This is a genomic window from Kitasatospora sp. NPDC058046, assembly GCF_042885595.1.
Lineage (GTDB): Bacteria > Actinomycetota > Actinomycetes > Streptomycetales > Streptomycetaceae > Kitasatospora.
Genome location: NZ_JBHVRS010000013.1, coordinates 219,021 through 238,455 on the forward strand (window position 1 = coordinate 219,021; position 19,435 = coordinate 238,455).

A 19,435-nucleotide genomic window follows, 5' to 3' on the forward strand; every position below is an offset into this window, starting at 1 on the left:
GGGTCCCCAGGGCACCCAGGCCCCCCAGGCCACCGAGGTGTCCTGGGGGCCAAACCGGCGCGGGCTACCGTCGCCCGGTCAGCGTGGCCCCCACGCTGGCCGCGACCACGCACCCGATCCCGGCCAGCTGCGGCGCGCCCAGCAGCTGGCCCAGCACCACCAGCCCGACCAGCGCGCTGACCGCCGGCTCCAGGCTGACCAGCACGCTGAACACCCGCTGCGGCATCCGTCGCAGCGCGGTCATCTCCAGCGCGTACGGGATCACCGGCAGCAGCAGCGACACCCCGGCCACCGCGGCGAGCAGCGCCACCGGCGAGGCCTCGGGCGCGGTCAGCCCGTGCCAGGCCTGGCCGAGCCCGAACGGCGCGAGCGTCAGCGCGCCGACCGTCATCGACACCGCCAGGCCCTGGAAGCCCTGGAAGGCCGCGCCGACCTTGTCGGTGAACAGGATGTACAGGGCGTAGCAGGCGGCCGCCCCGAAGGCGTACAGCAGGCCGACCGGGTCGAGCGATCCGCCGCCGTCGCCCTCGCCGAGCAGGGTCAGCAGCGCCACGCCCGCGGCCGCGAGCAGCGCCCAGAGCAGGTGGCTGGCGCGCCGGGCGAAGACCAGGGCGACGGCGAGCGGGCCGAGGAACTCGATGGTCGCGGCGGTGCCCATCGGCAGCCGGTCGATCGCCCCGGCGAACAGGAAGGTCATCCCGGCCGAGGCCATGCCGAGCAGCGCGGCCGCGGCGAGGTCGCGGGGGCGCTTGTCGCGCAGCTTCGGCCGGGTGACGGCGAGCAGGATGACGGCGGCGAAGCCGAGCCGGAGGAAGGTCGTGCCGCTGACGCCGAGCGGGCCGAACAGCGGCTTGGACAGGGCGATGCCGGTCTGCACCAGGAACATCGCGGTCAGACAGAGAAGCGGCGCCGGGATCCGCTCCGGGCGCCGCAGGACCTTGCCGAACCGGCCGGTGGACCGGCCGGGGTGGACTTCGGGTGGCGCCGAGGGGCCGGACGCCCCACCTCGTCGCCAGCTGCCCCGCTCGCCGGCGGGCTCGCCCTTGGGGGAGGGCGGCATGGCCAGGGCCTCGGCGACGGCGGCGGCCGACGACGAGGCGGCAGGGGTTTCGCTGGTATGGGAGGTGGGCATATTTGTGAGTTTGCCGTAAGGAGTGATGAACCAGCAAGCTCGTTACAAAAATCGGGACGGATACGGACGGGTGCGTCCGAAAGGGTGGACTCGCGCGGGTGTCGCGGCGTGGCTGCCGCGGTCGTCCGACGGACCGTCAGTATCAAGGCGGGGTGCGCCATCTCCGCTCCGCCGCCCTCCTCGCCGCCGCCCTCGTGCTCCTGCTGGCCACCGACGGGACGGTCGTGAACGCCGAAGCCGTCACCCCGGCCGCCGGCGCCGCCCCCCGCATCCGGGCCGTCAGGCTGCCCGACCGGTCCGGCCCGCCCCGGGCCCGCGACGCCTGGAGCGGCCCCGCCTTCGACGCCTGCACCGCACCGCCGCTCGACACCCTGAAGGCCTGGCGCGACGCCTCCCCGTACGGGGCGCTCGGCGTCTACACCAGCGGCTCCCAGCGCGGCTGCGGCCAGCCGCGGCTCACCGCCGAGTGGGTGCGCCAGGTGCGGGCGCTGGGCTGGCGGTTCCTGCCGGTGCACGTCGGACTGCAGGCGCCGTGCGCCGATCCGGGCCACAAGCCCAAGCGGATCGACCCGGGGAAGGCCGTCGAGCAGGGCCGGGAGGAGGCGGACGAGGCCGCCCGGTCCCTGCGCGCGCTCGGCTTCGCCAAGGGCAGCCCGGTCTACCTGGACATCGAGGCCTATCCCTTGCGCGACCCGGCCTGCGGCCAGGCCGTGGTCGACTTCACCCTCGGCTGGACGGCGGGCCTGCACGCGGCCGGCTACCGCTCCGGCTTCTACTCCAGCCTCGACTCCGGCATCGCGGACCTCGCCGCCGCCGCCCGGGCCGGCGGCTCCCCGATGCCCGACGCGCTCTGGTACGCCCGCTGGGACGGCCAGGCCGACACCGACGGCTCCGGCGCCCTGGCCCCCGACCTCTGGACCTTCCACCAGCGCGTCCACCAGTACCACGGCAACGTCGAGGAGACCTTCGGCGGCGCCACCCTCACCGTGGACCGCAACCACGTGGACGGCCCGACCGCCCGCTGAGACCCGCCGCCGATCACCGGCCCACTCCCTGCCCAGGGCGGGGAGCGGGCCGGGGGCGGAACCGGGACGAATCCGTGATCCGCGCAACGGGGCCGGGATACTGACAGCAGGGGGTGGGAGCGGCACAATCGGGCACGTCCGCGCGCATTACCGCCCGGTAGGTGCCGCGAGCGCAGCCCCCAGTGCCGCCAGGTCAAGGAGGACCCGTGTTCAGCACGATGCAGGACGTTCCGCTCACCGTCGCCCGAATCCTGGAGCACGGGTCCACGGTCCACGGCCGTTCGACCGTGACCACCTGGGACGGCACCGGCCCGGTCGTCCGGACCTACGCCGAGGTCGGCGCCCGCGCCGCCCAGCTCGCCTGGGCCCTGCGCGACGAGCTCGGGTGCACCGAGGAGAGCGTCATAGCGACGCTGATGTGGAACAACGCCGAGCACCTGGAGGCGTACCTCGCCGTCCCCTCGGCGGGCTCCGTGCTGCACACGCTGAACCTGCGGCTGCCGTCCCAGCAGCTGTCGTTCATCGTCAACCACGCCGCCGACCGCGTGATCATCGTCAACGGCAGCGTCCTGCCGCTGCTCGCCGCCGTCCTGCCGGACCTCGCGCCGACCCTCAGGCACATCGTGGTCAGCGGCCCCGGCGACCGCTCTGTGCTGGCCGGCTTCGCGGGCGGCGTGCACGACTACGAGGAGCTGATCGCCGGCCGGCCCACCGAGTACCCGTGGCAGCGCGACATCGACGAGCGGCAGGCCGCCGTCCTCTGCTACACCTCCGGCACCACCGGGGACCCGAAGGGCGTGCTCTACAGCCACCGCTCGGTCTACCTGCACTGCCTCCAGGTCAACACCGGCGACAACTTCGCCTTCACCCCGAGCGACACCGCGCTGCCAGTGGTCCCGATGTTCCACGTCCAGGCCTGGGGCATCCCGCACGCGGCCTTCATGTCCGGCGCCAACCTGCTCATGCCGGATCGTTTCCTCCAGCCCAAGCCGATGGCCGAGATGATCGCGGCCGTCCGCCCGACCGTCAGCGCCGCCGTCCCCACCATCTGGGCCGGCCTGCTGGGCGAGCTCGACGCCGGCGACTACGACACCTCCAGCCTGCGCATGGTGGTCATCGGCGGCAGCGCCTGTCCGCCCTCCCTGATGAAGGCCTACGAGGAGCGCCACGGCATCCGGGTGCTGCACGCCTGGGGCATGACCGAGACCTCCCCGCTCGGCTCCTTCGCCCAGCCGCCGGGCGGCCTCACCCCCGAGCAGGAGTGGCCGTACCGGATCACCCAGGGCATCTTCCCGGCCTCCGTCGAGGCCCGGCTGATCGGCCCGGGCGGCGAGCGGATGCCGCACGACGGCGTCTCGGCGGGCGAGCTGGAGGTGCGCGGCCCGTGGATCGCCGGGGCGTACTACGGCGGCGCCGGCCAGGACCCGGTCCGCCCGGACGACAAGTTCTCCGAGGACGGCTGGCTGCGCACCGGCGATGTCGGCACCATCACCGCCGACGGCTACCTGACCCTCACCGACCGGGCCAAGGACGTCATCAAGTCCGGCGGCGAGTGGATCTCCTCGGTCGAGCTGGAGAACGCCCTGATGGCCCACCCCGACGTGGCCGAGGCCGCCGTGGTCGCCGTCCCGGACGAGAAGTGGGGCGAGCGCCCGCTGGCCACCGTGGTGCTGCGCCCGGGCGCGACCGCGGGGCTGAAGGAGCTGCGGGCCTTCCTGGGCGAGCGGATCGCCTCCTGGCAGCTGCCGGAGCGCTGGTCGATCGTGGAGTCGGTGCCGAAGACCTCGGTCGGCAAGTTCGACAAGAAGGTGATCCGGGCCAGCTACGCGGCCGAGGAGCTGGACGTCACGGTGCTCGGCAAGGAGTGACCGCGCGAAGGGCCGGCCGCCCCCGTACGAACGGGGACGGCCGGCCCTTCCACGTGTTCGGCGTGCCTCAGCCGGCGGCGGCGACGCCCGCCTCGCCCATCGCGCCGATCCGCCCGAGCAGGTCGACGATCCGGGACTGGACGTCCTCGCTGGTCGAGCGCTCGGCGAGGAACAGCACCGTCTCGCCGGTGCGCAGCCGGGGCAGTTCGCGCGGGTCGAGGTCCACCGAGGTGTAGACCACCAGCGGGGTGCGGTGCAGCCGGTCGTTGGCGCGCAGCCAGTCCAGCAGGCCGACCCGGCGGCGGCGGATCTGCAGCAGGTCCATCACCACCAGGTTGGGCTGCACGCTGCTGGCCCGGGCCACCGCGTCGTTCTCGTCCACCGCGTGCTCGACGTGCATGCCGCGCCGCTCCAGGCTGCTGATCATGGCGGCGGCGATGTCCGGGTCGCCCTCGACCAGCAGCACCCGCGGGGCGTGCTGCTCGCCGTCGCGCGGTGCGAGGGCGCGCAGCAGGACGGCCGGGTCGGCCCCGTACGCGGCGTCCCGGGTGGCCTGGCCGAGGCCGGCGGTGACCAGCACCGGGACCCTGCGGTTGAGCGCCGCGGTGCGCAGTGACTGGAGCGCGGTGCGGGTGATCGGGCCGGTCAGCGGGTCGACGAAGAGGGCGGCGGGGAAGCCGGGGACCTGGGCGTCCACCTCCTCGCGGGAGCGGACGATCACCGGCAGGTAGCCGCGCGCCTGGAGGGCCTGCTTGGTGGCCGGGTCGGGCTCGGGCCAGACCAGCAGCCGGCGGGTGTTGGCCAGCTCGCCGGTCGGGGCCGACGGCTGCTCGGGTGCGGGCCGCTCCTCGGCGGGCGGGAGCTCGGCCATCGGGCGCGGCGCGGTCCGGGCGGCGTCGGCCGGGAGGGGCGGCTGCGGCGCGGCGGCGGGCACCGGGCCGAGCTGGCGCGGCGGGGCGAGCTCGCCCAGTCCGGTGCCGACCGGGCGCGGGCCGGACGGCTCCTCGGCGGCGGGCAGCGCGGCCCGGGCGGGCGCCAGCGCGGTGCCGGGGGAGGGCTGCGCCTGGCCGGCCTGGCCTCCCTGTCCGGACGGGCCGGAGGCGTTCACCAGGGCGTCCGGGCCGGGCCCCGGCGGGACGGCCAGCCGGCGGCGGCGCCCGGTCGGGGCGGCGGCCGGTTCGGGCGGCGCGGGCGCGGGGCCGACCGGCAGGGCGTGCTCCAGACCGGGGTAGACCGGGGTGTCGGCCGCCCCGGGCAGGGCGAAGCCGCCGGAGGACTCCTCGGCCGAGGGCAGCGCGCGGCGGCGGCGGTGCCTGGTCTCGCCGGAGGCCTGCTCCTGGGCCGCCTCGGCGGTCGGGGTGCCGCCGGGCGGGGTGCCGTCCGGGGCGGCGGGCGCGGGGGCCGGACCGAGGGCGAGCGGCTCGCGCCCGCCGGGGCGGTTCGGCTGCGCCCGGTGGCCCTCGACGGGCACGGCGTAGGCGGGGCCGGAGCGGCCGTCGTCCTTGCCCCACGGGTCGCTCTGGGCGCCGTTCGGCCCGGCCAGGCCCTGGCGGCCGTACGCGGGGTCGTTGCCGGTGCCGTTCCACTGCTCGGGGACGGCCCGCTCGACCCGGGCGGGGGCGTTCGGCCACTGGTCGGCCGGGATGTCGGGGTTGCCGGGAGCACCGGGGACGCCGGGGACGTCAGGGGCGTCGGGGGTGTCGGACGCCGGGGTCTCGGCGGCCGGGCGGCCGCGGCGGCCGCGCCGCTCGGCGGGCGGCTCCTCGGCGGGCGCCCGCTCCGCGGCGGGGGCCGCGGCGGCCTCGGGAGTCTCGGAAGCGGGCTGCTCGTCGGCCGCCGCGGGCTCGGCGCCCTCGCCGCTGCTGGGCAGCTGCGGGATGCCCGGGAGCTCCGGCAGGACGGCGCTGTCGCTCTCCTTGGGCCGGTCGGAGCGGCCTTCGGCGGCGGCGCGCTCGGCGGCGGCCTTCGCGGCGACCGGGTCCAGCGGCAGCTCGACGACGTACGTGGTGCCGGCCTTGCCGGGCAGCTCGTGCGGCTGGAGCACGCCGCCGTGGCGCTCGACCACCGCGCGGGCTATCGGCAGGTGGACGGGGCTGCCGCCGACGCCGGGGCCGCGGATCTCGACCCGGGCGACCTCGCCGCGCTGGGCGGCGGCCAGTACGACGGTCGGCGGCTCGGGGGCGGGCGGCAGCGCGGGCGCGGCGGCGCCGTTCAGCCCGGGCACGGTCAGACCGGGGGAGGGGGCGACGGGGGCGTCCAGGGAGAGTCCGACGCCGCTGACGTCGGCGACCAGGTGGGCCAGCGCCTGGGCCAGCCGCCGCTCGTCGGCGATCACCTCGACCGCGGCGGCGTGCACCGAGAACCGCACCCGGCCGGGGCCGACCAGCTCGCCGGCCTCCTCGACGGCCCGGCGGACCACCTTGTCCAGGCCGACCGGGACCCGGGACGCGGCCTTCGGCCCGTCCTTGGCGCCGGCCTTGGGCTCCTTGCCGTCCTTGCCGTCCTTGGCCTCGGCGGCGCCGCTCTCGCCGGCCTCGCAGCGCTGGTGGTCGAGCACCCCGTCGATCAGCTTCCCGTACCGGCGGCACTCGGCGGCCAGCCGGCGCAGCGTCCAGTTGGCCTCCGGCCAGAGCTGGCCGGCCGGGTCGGCGGCGAGCGCGTCCAGCCGCTCGTTCAGTGCGTTCAGGGCACTGCCCAGCTCGCTCTCCAGGACGGCGGTGAGGTGCTCGTTGCGGGCGACCAGGGCGAGTTCGCGGCTGCGGTCGGTGAAGGTCATCACCGCGCCGACCAGCTGGTCGCCGTCCCGGACCGGGGCGGTGGTGAGGTCGACGGTGACCGGCCGGCCGTCCTTGCGCCACAGCACGGTGCCGCGCACCCGGTGCTTGCGCCCGGAGGTGAGGGTGTCCAGCAGCGCCGACTCCTCCAGCGCCAGCGGGGTGCCGTCGGCCCGGGAGTGCTGGATCAGCGGGTGCAGCTCGCGCCCGCCCAGCTCGCTCGCCCGGTACTCCAGGATGTGCGCGGCGGCCGGGTTGACCAGCACGCAGCGGCCTTCGAGGTCGACGCCGAGCACGCCCTCGGCGGCGGCCCGCAGGATCATCTCGGTCTGCTTGTGCTGGCGGCGCAGCTCGGCCTCGACGCCCAGCCGGCCGGAGAGGTCGCGGACCAGCAGCAGGAGCAGGTCGGAGGAGGAGGGCGAGTTCTCGCGGTACGAGTCGTACGGGGAGCGCGCGTAGCCGCGGCCGTCGCCGTCGTCGGCGAAGTCGTTGCCGGAGACCTCGACCGGGAAGGTGGTGCCGTCGGTGCGGTGGGCGGTCATCCGGACCGGGCGGTCGAGGGCGTCGCCGTCGCGGGTGGCCGGTCGCATCGAGCCGGGGATGCGGCTGGGGTCGAACTCGGGCAGCAGACCCAGCACGCCCATGCCGACCAGTGAGGTGCCCGGCGCCTGCAACGCCTGGACCGCCGCGCTGTTGGCGTCCACGACGGTGCCGTTGCTGTTCACCAGCAGCAACGCGTCGGGCAGGGCGTCGAGTATGGCGGCGAGGCGAGCAGCGCCTCGGATCGGCCTGCTGCTCACGTCGACAGGTCTCCTCGGCTCGGGGCAGCTCCTCCGGAGACGGCAGTATCTCATTCTTCTTTGCGGCGGAGTCGACCCGCCTAGTAACGTTGGCGGCGGTTGGTGCCGAGCCCCACGGTTGTGGCATCATCACTGACACACGGAACGGCTCCGCTCGCGCGGGTACGATCCCTGTGGGGAGGCTTCGCCTAGTCCGGTCTATGGCGCCGCACTGCTAATGCGGTTTCGGGGTTATTCCTGATCGAGGGTTCAAATCCCTCAGCCTCCGCCAGTCGGGAGCCCCCGTCGACGATCTCGTCGGCGGGGGCTCTTCGCGTTCCCGGCTGCGGTCCGGGACGGCCCGGAGCGCGGCCCCGGCGGGGCCGGGAGGAGGTCGGGAGGGGTCGGGCGGGGCCCGGAACAACCGATTTCGTCCTACGCCGCAGGTCATGTAATGTTGTCCCCGCAACGCCCCGGCGGCAACGTTCACCAGGGCGAGCGCTCATAGCTCAACGGATAGAGCACTTGACTACGGATCAAGAGGTTGCAGGTTCGAATCCTGCTGAGCGCACTCAACTCCGCAAGATCGGGTTCGCCCGTTCCTTGCGCTCATAGCTCAACGGATAGAGCACTTGACTACGGATCAAGAGGTTGCAGGTTCGAATCCTGCTGAGCGCACCATCGAGAAGCCCCCGGCCACCGGCCGGGGGCTTCTCCGTTTCCCCGGCGTACCCGGCGAGTGATTCGAACACAGGCCACGGGTGGGTGGCCGCGTCCCGGAGGCCGGTGTCCGCCGAATGGGCCTGGAGGTGCCATTCCCGCGTCCGTTCGGGTGGCGCCGATTGCCGCCTAATGGATGAAATGCAGCCGTTTCGGGTACATCCCGTCCTGCCGCCCGGATGACCGCCGAACGGGTGGGACACGGCCAAAAGCACCGGTGTCGCAGTATGACCGGCCCAGGATCGTGATTCCTTTTTGTCGGATCTTGTGCAGACTGCCCACCCCCCGGCAGCCGACCGCGAAGGAGAGCCGGATGAGCCGACAGTTTCCCCGTACGGCTGTCGCCCTGGCCGTCCTCGCGAGCGGGCTGCTGACCGCGTGGAACGTCCCGCTCGCGGCGGCCCGGCAGTTCCCCGACACCCGGTCCGCCGAACACCGGGCGGTGCCGCCCTCCGGGCTCCCGGTCCGGGTCGACCTCGACGCCGCCCCGCAGGAGTACGGCACCGCCACGCACGTGGCCTCCGACCTCCTCCTGGGCGCCGGCGCGACCGCCCCGGCGCGCACCGGCCGCAGCGGCGCCGACGTGTCGATCGCCCTCCCCTTCCCCACCGAGGCGGCGATCGGCCGCTACTACCGGCTCACCGTCCCGGTCGCGGTCGGCGACCGGCCCGCCACCCTGGCCGGCTGGATCGACTTCGGCCGCACCGGCCGGTTCGACCCCGCCCAGCGGGTGCAGACCGAGATCCCGGTCGGCGCCGCCACCGCGACCCTGGAGTGGACCGTTCCGCCCGGCGCGGCCTCGGGTGAGACCTGGGCCCGGCTGCGGATCGGCCGCGACGCCGGACAGCTCGTCTCCTCCGGCGGCTTCGCCGACTCCGGACAGGCCGCCGACCAGCGGATCGAGCTGACCGTCGGCGCCGCCCGGCCGGAGATCGCCGAGCCGGTCGCCGGTGCCGTCCTCGCCGACGCCCGCCCGCAGGTCAGCGGCCACGGCGCGGTCGCCGGCGCCACGGTGGAGGTCCGGGAGGGCGACACCGTCCTCTGCCGGACCGAGGTCGGGAGCGGCGGTGACTGGTCCTGCCGCCCCGGCACGGAGCTGGCCGTCGGTCCGCACGCCCTCACCCCGGTGGAGACCACCGGCGGCGGCGTGGTGCTGCGCGGCGATCCGGTCACGGTCGACGTGAAGACCGTGCCGCCGGGCGCTCCCACGCTCACCGTCCCCGCGTACACCAACGACCCGGGGCTCCGGCTCACCGGCACCGGCGAGGCGGGCAGCACCGTCTCGGTCCTCGACGAGGGCTCCAGCGACGAACTGTGCATCACCGGGGTGCCGGCGGGCGGCGCGTGGTCCTGCCTGCCGGTCGAGGACCTGACGGACGGGAAGCACCTGCTCACCCCGGTCGCGGTCGACCGGGCGGGCAACCGGACGGCCGGGCTGCCGGTCCCGCTGGTCGTCTCCACCGCCCTGCCGGGCCGGCCGGTGCTCACCTCGCCGGCCCCGGGGGAGACCGTGCGGGTCAGCCGGCCGAAGCTGGCCGGCCGGGCGGATCCGGGCACGGACGTGCTGGTCACGACGGGGGCCGACGCGGGCGCGGAGCCGGAACGGCGGACGGTGCTCTGCGGGGCGACGACGGCGTTCGACGGGAGCTGGAGCTGCACGGCCAACCGGGACCTGGCGGCCGGGGAGCAGTGGCTGACCGTCACGGCGACCGACCGGGCGGGGAACGCGGCCTCGGCGGAGCCGGTGCCGGTACGGGTCGCCACGACGGAGGCGGCGCCCGCTCCGGGGGCGTCGAGCCCGGCGGTGCCGAGTGCGGCGGCGCAGAGTCCGGTACTGCCGAGCCTGGTGCTGCCGAGCGCGGCGGCTCCGAGTGCGACGGCAATGGCGACGGCTTCGGCTACGGCTCCGGGGGCGTCGAGCCCGACGGCGGCGGTGTCGGCGTCGAGTTCGGCAGCGAGCCCGGTGGCGGCGAGGCCGGGGTCGCCGACTCCGGTGGCATCAGGTGCGGTGGCGGTGCCCTCGGGCCCCGCCAAGCCGAGCCCGAGCGCCCAGGGTGCGGCGGTGGCCTCGCCGACTCCGTCCGTGGCGGCGCCCGCGGGGGTGCCGGTCGCCGTTCCGTCGGTGGGCGCAGGGCCGGTGACGGCGAGTCCGGTGGGCTCCGGTCCGTCGGCGGGGCCGTCGAGGGCGACTCCCGGGCCCGCGAAGACCGTGGCGGCCGCGTCCGCCGCTTCCACCAGGCCCGTCGTCCCGACCCTTTCGACCGCCGAGGCCTTCTCCCCGAGCCTGACGCCGGCCCCCGCTACCGGCCACGGCGCCCCGGCCGCGGCCGTCGTCGCGGTGAGGCCCGGGCCCTCACCGGCCGGAGCCGCCGACCCGGTCGACTCCGCCGGGCCCGCCGGGGACGCGGTTCCGCCGTTGGCGGCGCCGCCGGTGGAGACCGCGCAGGGCGCGTCCGGGCGCTCCGGGGCGACCGGCTGGCGCGGTGGAATCGCCGGATTCCTGCTGGTGCTCACCGGCCTCGGGCTGATCACCCGTCGGGTGTTCGCTCGCAGGCCAGGTGCTCCTCGGCGCTGAACTGCGCCGAACTGTCCCGACCATCAGTTCATGTGCCTGCGCGTCAGGTCGGCTTTGGATGATTCGTCAGTAAATGTCGACACACCTCGGCTCAAATGTCGCATTTGATGACGTATGAACTTAGCCTGACCCTGGCACTGCCCGTCAGATCCGGGCCGCCCGTTGCGCGACACACCGACCCAGAGGATCCGTGCATGGACGTCACCCGCGATTCTTCGCAGCGACCCGACAACCTGCCCAAGGCGCTCCCGCCGGCCCTGCCGGAACGTTCCGCCGTCGGCTCCGGCCCGCTGGCCGGGACCACCGCCGTCAAGACCCTCAAGCCGGGCGGCCCGGCCGACAGCGGTCCGGCGACCACCCCGCTGGCCGTCGTCCCGAGCCCCTCCCACGGCGGCTCGGCGGACCTGCGGGACCCGCTGGAGTCGGCCGCCCCGGAGACCGTCGAACTCCCGGACCCCACGGTGGCCGGGGCCCTGACCGCCACCACCTCCCGGCGCCCGCCGCGCGCCGACCAGGCGCTGCGCGAGCAGCGCGCCACCGCGCTGCCCGGCTGGCTGGCCCTGCTGGCGGTGCTGATCGGCGTGGGCGGCGTGCTGCTCGTGCTGCTGCGCACCGGCGTCATCCCGTACTGGGACGCGCTGCCCGACCTGCGCGGCAGCGCCGCGCGGGAGAGCGGCCGGGTGGAGGTGGACGCGCCGTGGATCGCCGCGGTGGCCGCCGCCGGCCTGCTGGTGGTGTTCACGCTCGCCGGGCTGCTGGCCAACGCGGGCGGCGAGACCCGGGTGCTGACCCGCTGGGGCCGCTACCGGGGCACCGTCCGCCGGACCGGCCTGGTCTGGGTCAACCCGCTGCTGCGCCGCCGCCGGGTGGACGTGCGGCTGCGGCACTGGCGCAGCGAGCCGGTCAAGGTGGTGGACCGCACCGGCACGCCGATCGTGGTCCGGCTGCTGATCGTCTGGCGGGTCAAGGACACCGCGCGGGCGCTGCTCGCGATCGAGGACCACGAGAGCTACCTGCGCGAGCAGGTCCAGGCCGTGCTCACCCGCACCGCGTCCACCCTGCCCTGTGACAGCAACGCCGCGCCCGGCCCCGCGCTGCGCGACGGGCAGTGGTTCGCCGACGAGATGACCAGGGCGCTGGCCGCCGAGGTCGCCCCGGCCGGCCTGGAGGTCTACTCGGTGCAGCCGCTGGCCCTGGACTACGCGCCCGAGGTGGCCGAGTCGATGCGCCGGCGCAGACTGGCCGACCTGGACGCGGGCCTGCGCACGGTGCTGGTGGACGACGCGGTCGAGGCCGCGGCGCTCGCCGTCCGCCGGCTGGAGCGGGCCACCGCGCACGAACTGGACGAGGCCGCCCGCAGCGCGCTGATGGAGCAGCTGCTGGTCGCCTTCGTCGCCCCGGCCGGAGTGGCCGCCTCGGTACCGTCCCCGGCCGCCCGTGCCGGGCGGAAGGAAGGACGACCCGCATGAGGATAGCCACCGGCGCGTACGCCGAGTCCGGTATCGGCCCCGACGGCGATCCCGGACTGATCGGCTTCGAGGAGCGCCTCGGCAGCATCCCCGCGCTCGCGGGCTGCGGCTGCCCGAACTGCGTCGTCCGGCCGCGCACCGCCCGCTCCGCGGCGGCGGCCGGCGGCAGCCGAATACACCGGGCCGTGCGGGGCACCTGCCTGGCCACCACCGTGCTGGCGGGCGCCGGCGTCGTCGGCCTGACGGCCGGCGCCGGATCCGCGCACGCCGCGGCCGGGAAGCAGGGCTGGGACGGCTCGAAGTACTGGTTCAAGAACGGCTCCGGCGAGTGGCGTTGGACCAGCCACTACGACGTCTACGCGAGCCGCACCGGGCAGTCCGGCGGCTCCGCCGGCTCCTCCGGTTCCTCCGCTCAGGCCGTCTCCAACGGCTCGGCCTCCTCCGCCGGGATGCGCCAGGGCTGGGACGGCTCGAAGTACTGGTTCAAGAACGGCAGCGGCGAGTGGCGTTGGACCAGCCACTACGACGTCTACGCGAGCCGCACCGGGCAGTCCGGCGGCTCCGCCCGGACCCCCGCGCAGCCCGCGCCCCCCGCGAGCCGTCCGTCGGCGAACCCCGCACCGGCCTCCGGGAGCATGGAGTCGGCCATCGACTACGCGCTCGCCCAGCTGGGCAAGCCGTACGTCTGGGGCGGCAACGGCCCGTCCGGCTACGACTGCTCGGGGCTGGTCCAGCAGGCCTACCGGCGCGCGGGGATCAGCCTGCCGCGGGTGGCCGACGACCAGTACGCGGCGACCACGCCGATCAGCGCCGGGCAGCTGCGCCGCGGCGACCTGGTGTTCTGGTCCGACAGCGGCCGGGCCTCGGGGATCCACCACGTGGGGATCTACCTCGGTGGCAACAAGTTCGTGGAGGCTCCCCGGCCGGGCACGACCGTCCGGATCTCGACCCTCAGCCAGGGCTACTACCCCACCCACTTCGGGCGGCCGTGACCGCGCGGCCGTAACGGCGAAGGCCGTACCGGGCCCCGACAGCGCGCCGCTGTCGGGGCCCGGACCGCGTTCGGAGCGGCCGCGGTGCCAAGTGGGCTCAGGCGGAGGCGGCGTCCAGCAGGGCGGTCTGCTCCGGGGTGAGCTGCAGGGTGGCGCCGACCAGCAGCGGCGGGAGCTGCTCGACGGTGCGGGCGCTGGCGATCGGGGCGGCGACCGTCGGACGGGCGCCGAGCCAGGCCAGGGCGACGGAGGCGGGCTCCACCCCCTGCTCGGCGGCGACGGTGTCCAGCGCCTCCAGCACCTTGGGGCCGCGCGGCTCGGCCAGGTAGCGGGCGGCGCCCTCGGCGCGGGCGCTGGCCACGCCGTCGGCGCCCGGACGGTACTTGCCGGTCAGGAAGCCGGAGGCCAGCGCGTAGTACGGGACGGTGGCTAGGCCGTGCTCGGCGACCACGTCGGCCAGCGGGCCCTCGAAGGTGCCGCGCGAGACCAGGTTGTAGTGCGGCTGGACGGCGACGTACTTCGCCAGGCCCTCGCGCTCGGCGAAGGCCAGCGCCTCGGTGAGCCGCTCGGCGGAGATGTTGGAGGCGGCGACCGCCCGGACCTTGCCCTCGCGGACCAGCTCGTCCAGCGCGGTGACGAACTCCTCGACCGGGGTGTCGTCGTCCCGGTGGGTGTAGTAGAGGTCGATCCGCTCGACGCCCAGGCGGCGCAGCGAGTCCTCGGCCGCGGCCTTGATGTTGGCGGCGCCCAGGCCACCGCGCTCGGCGAGCATGCCGACCTTGGTGGCGATCACGACGTCCTCGCGGTTGCCGCGGCTGCGCAGCCAGTTGCCGAGGACGGTCTCGGACTCGCCGCCGGTGTTGCCCGGGGCCCAGGAGGAGTAGACGTCGGCGGTGTCGACGAAGTTTCCGCCGGCCGCCGCGTAGGCGTCCAGGACGGCGAAGGACTGCTGTTCGTCGGCCGTCCAGCCGAAGACGTTGCCGCCGAGGGAGAGCGGGAAGACGGACAGGTCGGAGGTGCCGAGGCTCACCCGGCTGTGGTTTCCGGTCATGAAGGCAGTCAACCCCATGGCCCGGCCCGGCATTCCGGGAACCCCGCGGTCTTCACGAGGCTGTTGCACGGAAGGGTGGTGTGGTCCGCGCGACGGGGGTCCGGGGTGTGCCCGAGGTGGGCCGATTCGTTAGAGTCCGTGCCATGGCTGACAACGACTACGACCCCGCCGGCAGCACCCAGATGTTCCGGGCGTTCGTCGACGAGAGCCCGGCGCCCCAGGCCCCGGGCAACGTTTCCACCTACGGCAGCAGCAAGAGCAGCGGCCGCACCGGCGTGATCGCGCTGGTCGCCGTCGTCGTGCTGGTCGTCCTGGGCGCCGTCGTCTGGCTGGCGGTCAAGTGACCTTCGCGCGGGTGGCCCTCGTCCGGGTCACCCGCGCGACGGAAGACGAACACCTCAGCAGGGCTTGCGCCAGGCGTTCAGTTCGAGCTTCTTCCGCATCGAACTGAAGCCCAGCGACTTGGCCTTGCCGCAGAACTGGTCCGTGTCGAGCTTGTACTCGACGTGGAAGACCGCCTTGCCCGCCTTGACGAAGGGCGCGACCCGGTCGCACTCGTCGAACTGCGCGCACTCCTCGTTGACCGCGAAGTCGAAGTCCGGGAGCAGGGCCGGGATCTGGTCCAGGTCGTTCTTCAGGCCGATGGCCAGGCCGCGTTCGTGGGCGAGCTGGGCCAGCATCCGGTTGTACCTGAGCTGGTCGTCCGGGGTCAGCGGGAAGCCGCTGTTCTGGTTGTACGCCTCGATGGTGTCCGGCTCGACGGCGTCGAAGCCCTTGCTCCGGCACATGTCGAAGCGGGCGGCCATCAGCGGCTTCAGCTGGTCGAGCTTGCGGATGTCGAACCACTTCTCGCCCTTCCAGCCGGTGTCCGAGCCCTGGAGGGACTTGGCGAAGGCGGCGGAGTCGGGGCGGAAGTCCTCCCAGGAGCCGGCGTTGATGTAGCAGATCACCTTGCGGCCCTTGGCGTGCAGCGCGGCCACCACCGAGGCGTCGTTCTCGAAGCCGTCGATGTCGTAGACCGGGACGTCCACCGACTGGTCGACGCCGCCGCCGAGTTGCCACTGCCAGGCGAGGCCCGGGGCGGGCTGCCAGCGGGCGCCGGCCGGTGGTGCCGGGTTGCCCGGCGGGGTGCCGGTGCCCGGCGGGGTGCCGGTGCCCGGCGGGGTGCCGGGAGGCGTGCTGCTGCCGGGCGTGCCCGGGGCGGGCGCGGTGGTGCCGGGGGCGGTGGGCGCGGGGGTCGGCGTGCCCGGCTCGGTGGTGCTCGGGTCGGGGGTGCCGGGGGTGCTCGGCGCGGTGGCCGCGGGGGAGTTGCTCGGGGTGCCGTCGGCCGAGTCCTGGTCGTCCTCCGATCCCGAGCTGCTGCACGAGCTGACCAGCAGGGCGGTGGCGGTGGCGAGGGCCAGGGCGGCCGGGAGGTGCCGGTGGTTGCGGCGGTTCACGGTAGTCGGACTCCGGATCGGGTCAGGTCAGTTCGGCGGCGTTCAGGCCGTACGGCAGGGTGCGCCAGGGGTTCTCCCCGGCCCCCGGTACGGCGCAGCCGACGCCGGCTCGCCGGGCGGCGATCAGGGCGGCGGCGTCCTGGGCGTGCTCGGAAGGGACGTCGTAGACCAGGTGGCAGAAGCGGGAGGCCGCGTGCCGGCCGGTCCACAGCGGCAGCGTCATGGCGCGGTAGGCGTCCCAGTCGCCCTCGAAGGTCACCAGCAGGTCGGCCAGGCCGACTTCGGCGTAGCCCGGGTCCGGGTGCTCGCCGTGGCCGAATACCACGGTGCCGCAGCCGGCCGCGCGGGCGGCCGTGGCCAGCCGCCGGTAGTGCGCGAGCGCACCCGGGTGGGTGGAGACCTGGTCGAGGTAGACGCCGGTGATGCCGTGACGCTGACGGTACGTCAGGATGTCGGCCACCACGGCCGCGTGCGGCCGGCGGCCGTAGTCGGTGTCGGTGTAGCCGACCAACGGCAGTCCGGCGGCGCGGAGTTCGTCGGCGGCCTCGGCGAAGACGTGGTCCGGGAACTCGCCCGGACCGTCGGCGAGGTTGAGCACGACGGCGGCGATCCGGGCGGGGTCGGCGGCGGCGACCGCCTGCCAGGCCGCCGGGTCCACCGCGGGGTGGACGTACAGCGGCACCAGCAGGCGGCCGTCGGGGGTGTGCCCGGCGGTCATGCGACCACCGGGTCGGGCGTGGGCCCGGCGGTGCCGAGCCACAGGTCGCGCAGGGTGTCGGCGAGGTCCGTCTCCGGCCGCCAGCCGAGCTCCCGGTCGGCGGCCGACACGTCGGCCTGCTGCCAGGAGACCGCAGCCGAGCGCTCGGAGCCCGCCCCGCTCTCGTCGATCCGGCCGGTGAAGCCGGCCGCGGCGACCAGCCCGTCCGCGATCGCCCGGACCTGCCGGGCGTGCCCGGAGGCCAGGTTGAGCACCCGGGGGAGCGGACGGTCGGCGGTGACGGCCAGGCCGACCGCCTTCGCCACGTCCCGGGCGTCGACGAAGTCGCGGTAGGCGGAGAGGTCGCCGACCGTGATCACGCCGTCGGCGCCCTCGGGCGCCACCCGGCGCAGCTCGGCGGCCAGCCGCCCGGGCAGCGAGCCCGCCGGGGCGCCGGGGCCGACCGGGTTGAACACCCGCAGCACCACGGCGTCCAGCGACGAGCCGGCCACCGCGAGGGAGCCGGCCAGCTTGGTCGCGCCGTACACGCCGACCGGGCGGGCGTCGGCGTCCTCGGCGAGGGACTCGCCCCGCGCGCAGACGCCGTACTCGCCGGCCGAACCGATGTGCACCAGGCGGGCCTTCGGGGCGCCGAGGGAGAGCGCCTCGCAGAGCACCGCCGGGCCGCGGGCGTTCACCTCGGCGAGCTTGACCGCGCTGCCGGCCACCGCGCCGGCGAAGTTGACCACCGCGTCGGGGGCCAGCGCGGACAGTTCCTCGCCGAGCGGGCCGGCCTGGGCGGTGGCCAGGTCCAGCCGGAGGTCGTGGGCGGGCCGCCGGCCCGCGGTCAGCACGGTGGCACCGGGCACTGACCGCAGGACGGCGGTGGCGTGACGGCCGAGGAAGCCGTCGCCGCCGAGGAGCAGAATTCTCACGCGGCCCGTCCGTCGCTCTCGGCGCCCGCGGTGGCGGGCTCGGTGGTCGCGTCGTCCGGGGCGGTGCGGGCGGCCGGGATCGGCAGCTCCGCGACACCCGGTGTGATGCCGCTCGACTCGAAGGGCATCAGGACCGGACGGATGGTGGAGAACTCGGCGTTGGCCCGGTCGTAGTCGTCGGGCCGGCCGATGTCCAGCCAGTAGCCGCCGAACTCGTACGCGGCGGGCGGGGTCTCGGCGGCCAGCAGGTCGAGCACCAGCTCGTCGAAGCCCAGCGGCAGGCCGGGGGTGTACTTGGCCAGCGCCGAGCGGGAGACGCCGTACACGCCCATCGAGACGCGGTAGTCGATGCTGGGCTTCTCCTGGAAGCCGGTGATGGTGCCCTCTTCGGAGGTCAGCACGCCGAAGTCGATCTTGACCTGGCGGGCGTAGGTGGCGATGGTCAGCGGGGCGCCGGACGCCTCGTGGTGCTTGAGCACCCCGGCGAAGTCCAGGTCGGTCAGGATGTCGCCGTTCATCACCAGGAAGTGCTCGGGCAGGCGCTCCTGCATGGTGAGCAGCGGGCCCATGGTGCCGAGCGGGCTGTCCTCGACGGCGTAGCCGACCCGCAGGCCCCACTGCGAGCCGTTGCCGACGTAGGCGCGGATGATGTGGCCGAGGTGGCCGATGGCCAGGGTGACGCTCTGGAAGCCCGCGGCGGCGAGCTGGCGCATCACGATCTCCAGGATCGCGTGCTGGTCGCCGATCGGGACGAGCGGCTTGGGAAGCGCGGTGGTGTACGGGCGGAGACGGACGCCCTTACCGCCGGCCAGGATCACTGCGTGCATGGTGTTTCCCCCACGGAAAGGATGTGCAGGACACGAACCTTGGTTACCAGGACGAGCAAGATCGGTCGGGGCGGGTCAGACGTTGTAGATGTCGGTCTTGTAGCGGGCCAGGTTGGCCGGGTCGCGGAAGAACTCGATGGTCTGCTCCAGGCCCTGCTCCAGGCTGAAGTTCGGGGCCCAGCCGGTGGCCTCGCGCAGCCGGGTCGCGTCCGCGACCAGGCGCATGACCTCGGAGTTGGTCGGACGGATGCGCTGCTCGTCCTCCTTCACCACCAGGTCCACGCCCATCAGCTTGCCGACCAGGGTGACCAGGTCGCCGACCGAGATCTCGCCGCCGGTGCCGGCGTTGAAGGTCCGGCCGACCACCGTGTCGGCGGGCGCGGAGCCCACCGTGCGGAAGGCGTTGGCGGTGTCCTTGACGAACGTGAAGTCGCGGGTCGGGCGCAGGTCGCCGAGGGTGATCTCGGTCTGGCCGGCCGCGACCTGGGCGATCACGGTCGGGATGACGGCGCGCATCGACTGGCGCGGGCCGAAGGTGTTGAACGGGCGCAGGGTGACGACCGGGGTCTCGAAGCTGGCGTGGTAGCTGTCGGCCAGCCGGTCCCCGCCGGCCTTGGAGGCGGCGTACGGGGACTGGGTGTTGATCGGGTGGTCCTCGGTGATCGGCACGGTCTGCGCGGTGCCGTAGGTCTCGCTGGTGGAGGTGTGCACCAGGCGGGGGATCTCCTGGTGGCGCACCGCCTCCAGCACGTTCAGGGTGCCGGTGACGTTGGTGTCCACGTACGAGTGGGGGGCGCGGTAGGAGTACGGGATCGCGATCAGGGCGGCCAGGTGGTAGACCGCCTCGGTGCCCTTGACCAGGCCGTTGACCGAGCCCGGGTCCCGGACGTCGCCGAGGACGATCTCGACCGAGTCCAGCACCTCCTCGGACAGGGTCTCCAGCCAGCCGAAGGACGAGAACGAGTTGTACTGGACCATCGCGCGGACGTGGTGCCCGTCGGCGACCAGGGTCTCGACGAGGTGGGAGCCGATGAAGCCCTCGGCTCCGGTAACCGCAACGCTGCTCATGCGGATGTCGCTTTCTCGATCTGCCGGGGCGGCCGGACGCACTGGGGTGGCCGGCCGCCGTTGGCCCGGTGGGTGTCTCAGGTG

The 19,435-nt window shown here is 74.7% G+C and carries 13 protein-coding genes, 3 tRNA genes and 1 pseudogene; 9 read left to right on the forward strand and 8 right to left on the reverse strand.

The window, feature by feature from the left end; all coding sequences use genetic code 11:
- Positions 1–64 precede the first annotated feature (64 nt).
- Positions 65–1,132 carry a DMT family transporter gene (locus ACFVU7_RS25670; protein WP_199823150.1) on the reverse strand — a complete coding sequence of 356 codons (1,068 nt, stop codon included), beginning with the start codon at positions 1,130–1,132 and terminating at the stop codon, positions 65–67.
- Positions 1,133–1,284: 152 nt separating this feature from the next.
- Between ACFVU7_RS25670 and ACFVU7_RS25675 the strand changes: the two genes are divergently transcribed.
- Positions 1,285–2,157: a glycoside hydrolase domain-containing protein gene (locus ACFVU7_RS25675; RefSeq protein ID WP_388047349.1), complete on the forward strand. Its 873-nt coding sequence runs from the start codon at positions 1,285–1,287 to the stop codon at positions 2,155–2,157.
- 206 nt (positions 2,158–2,363) lie between these two features.
- Positions 2,364–4,025, forward strand: coding sequence for a long-chain fatty acid--CoA ligase (locus ACFVU7_RS25680; RefSeq protein ID WP_074001832.1), 1,662 nt, complete (start codon positions 2,364–2,366; stop codon positions 4,023–4,025).
- Between the two features lie 67 nt (positions 4,026–4,092).
- On the opposite strand, the gene ACFVU7_RS25685 is transcribed toward ACFVU7_RS25680, so the two are convergent.
- Positions 4,093–7,599, reverse strand: coding sequence for a PAS domain-containing protein (locus ACFVU7_RS25685; protein ID WP_388047350.1), 3,507 nt, complete (start codon positions 7,597–7,599; stop codon positions 4,093–4,095).
- A gap of 177 nt (positions 7,600–7,776) precedes the next feature.
- Between ACFVU7_RS25685 and ACFVU7_RS25690 the strand changes: the two genes are divergently transcribed.
- The 6 genes from ACFVU7_RS25690 (at position 7,777) to ACFVU7_RS25715 (ending at position 13,334) form a co-directional block, all read left to right on the forward strand.
- Positions 7,777–7,870 (forward strand) — tRNA-Ser (locus tag ACFVU7_RS25690).
- A 206-nt stretch (positions 7,871–8,076) separates the two neighbouring features.
- A tRNA-Arg gene (locus ACFVU7_RS25695) sits at positions 8,077–8,149 on the forward strand.
- Between the two features lie 34 nt (positions 8,150–8,183).
- Positions 8,184–8,259 (forward strand) — tRNA-Arg (locus ACFVU7_RS25700).
- Positions 8,260–8,611: 352 nt separating this feature from the next.
- Complete coding sequence (locus ACFVU7_RS25705; protein ID WP_388047352.1) at positions 8,612–10,873, forward strand: Ig-like domain-containing protein; 2,262 nt, start codon at positions 8,612–8,614, stop codon at positions 10,871–10,873.
- A gap of 194 nt (positions 10,874–11,067) precedes the next feature.
- Complete coding sequence (locus ACFVU7_RS25710) at positions 11,068–12,342, forward strand: SPFH domain-containing protein (protein WP_380744353.1); 1,275 nt, start codon at positions 11,068–11,070, stop codon at positions 12,340–12,342.
- Positions 12,339–13,334, forward strand: a complete 996-nt coding sequence (locus ACFVU7_RS25715; RefSeq protein ID WP_380744351.1) for a C40 family peptidase — start codon at positions 12,339–12,341, stop codon at positions 13,332–13,334. Before ACFVU7_RS25710 ends, ACFVU7_RS25715 begins: the two co-directional genes overlap by 4 nt.
- 97 nt (positions 13,335–13,431) lie before the next feature.
- Here the strand turns inward: ACFVU7_RS25715 and ACFVU7_RS25720 are convergent, their stop codons facing one another.
- Positions 13,432–14,385, reverse strand: a complete 954-nt coding sequence (locus ACFVU7_RS25720) for an aldo/keto reductase (protein ID WP_388047354.1) — start codon at positions 14,383–14,385, stop codon at positions 13,432–13,434.
- Positions 14,386–14,528: 143 nt separating this feature from the next.
- Between ACFVU7_RS25720 and ACFVU7_RS25725 the strand changes: the two genes are divergently transcribed.
- The gene (locus ACFVU7_RS25725) at positions 14,529–14,729 is read left to right on the forward strand and encodes a hypothetical protein (protein ID WP_049650146.1); all 201 of its coding nucleotides are present in this window, start codon (positions 14,529–14,531) and stop codon (positions 14,727–14,729) included.
- Between the two features lie 54 nt (positions 14,730–14,783).
- Here ACFVU7_RS25725 and ACFVU7_RS25730 read toward each other — a convergent pair whose 3' ends face one another.
- The 5 genes and pseudogenes from ACFVU7_RS25730 to ACFVU7_RS25750 form a co-directional block, all read right to left on the reverse strand.
- Positions 14,784–15,824, reverse strand: a complete 1,041-nt coding sequence (locus tag ACFVU7_RS25730; RefSeq protein ID WP_388047355.1) for an endo alpha-1,4 polygalactosaminidase — start codon at positions 15,822–15,824, stop codon at positions 14,784–14,786.
- Between the two features lie 22 nt (positions 15,825–15,846).
- Positions 15,847–16,542 carry a spherulation-specific family 4 protein gene (locus tag ACFVU7_RS25735; RefSeq protein ID WP_074001827.1) on the reverse strand — a complete coding sequence of 232 codons (696 nt, stop codon included), beginning with the start codon at positions 16,540–16,542 and terminating at the stop codon, positions 15,847–15,849.
- A complete protein-coding gene (locus tag ACFVU7_RS25740; protein WP_388047357.1) occupies positions 16,539–17,456 on the reverse strand; it encodes an NAD-dependent epimerase/dehydratase family protein in 918 nt (305 codons plus the stop codon). Before ACFVU7_RS25740 ends, ACFVU7_RS25735 begins: the two co-directional genes overlap by 4 nt.
- Positions 17,457–17,581: 125 nt before the next feature.
- A pseudogene (locus ACFVU7_RS25745) lies at positions 17,582–18,283 on the reverse strand (NDP-sugar synthase); the annotation flags it as partial.
- A gap of 75 nt (positions 18,284–18,358) precedes the next feature.
- Positions 18,359–19,351, reverse strand: coding sequence for an SDR family NAD(P)-dependent oxidoreductase (locus ACFVU7_RS25750; protein WP_074001825.1), 993 nt, complete (start codon positions 19,349–19,351; stop codon positions 18,359–18,361).
- Positions 19,352–19,435 lie beyond the last annotated feature (84 nt).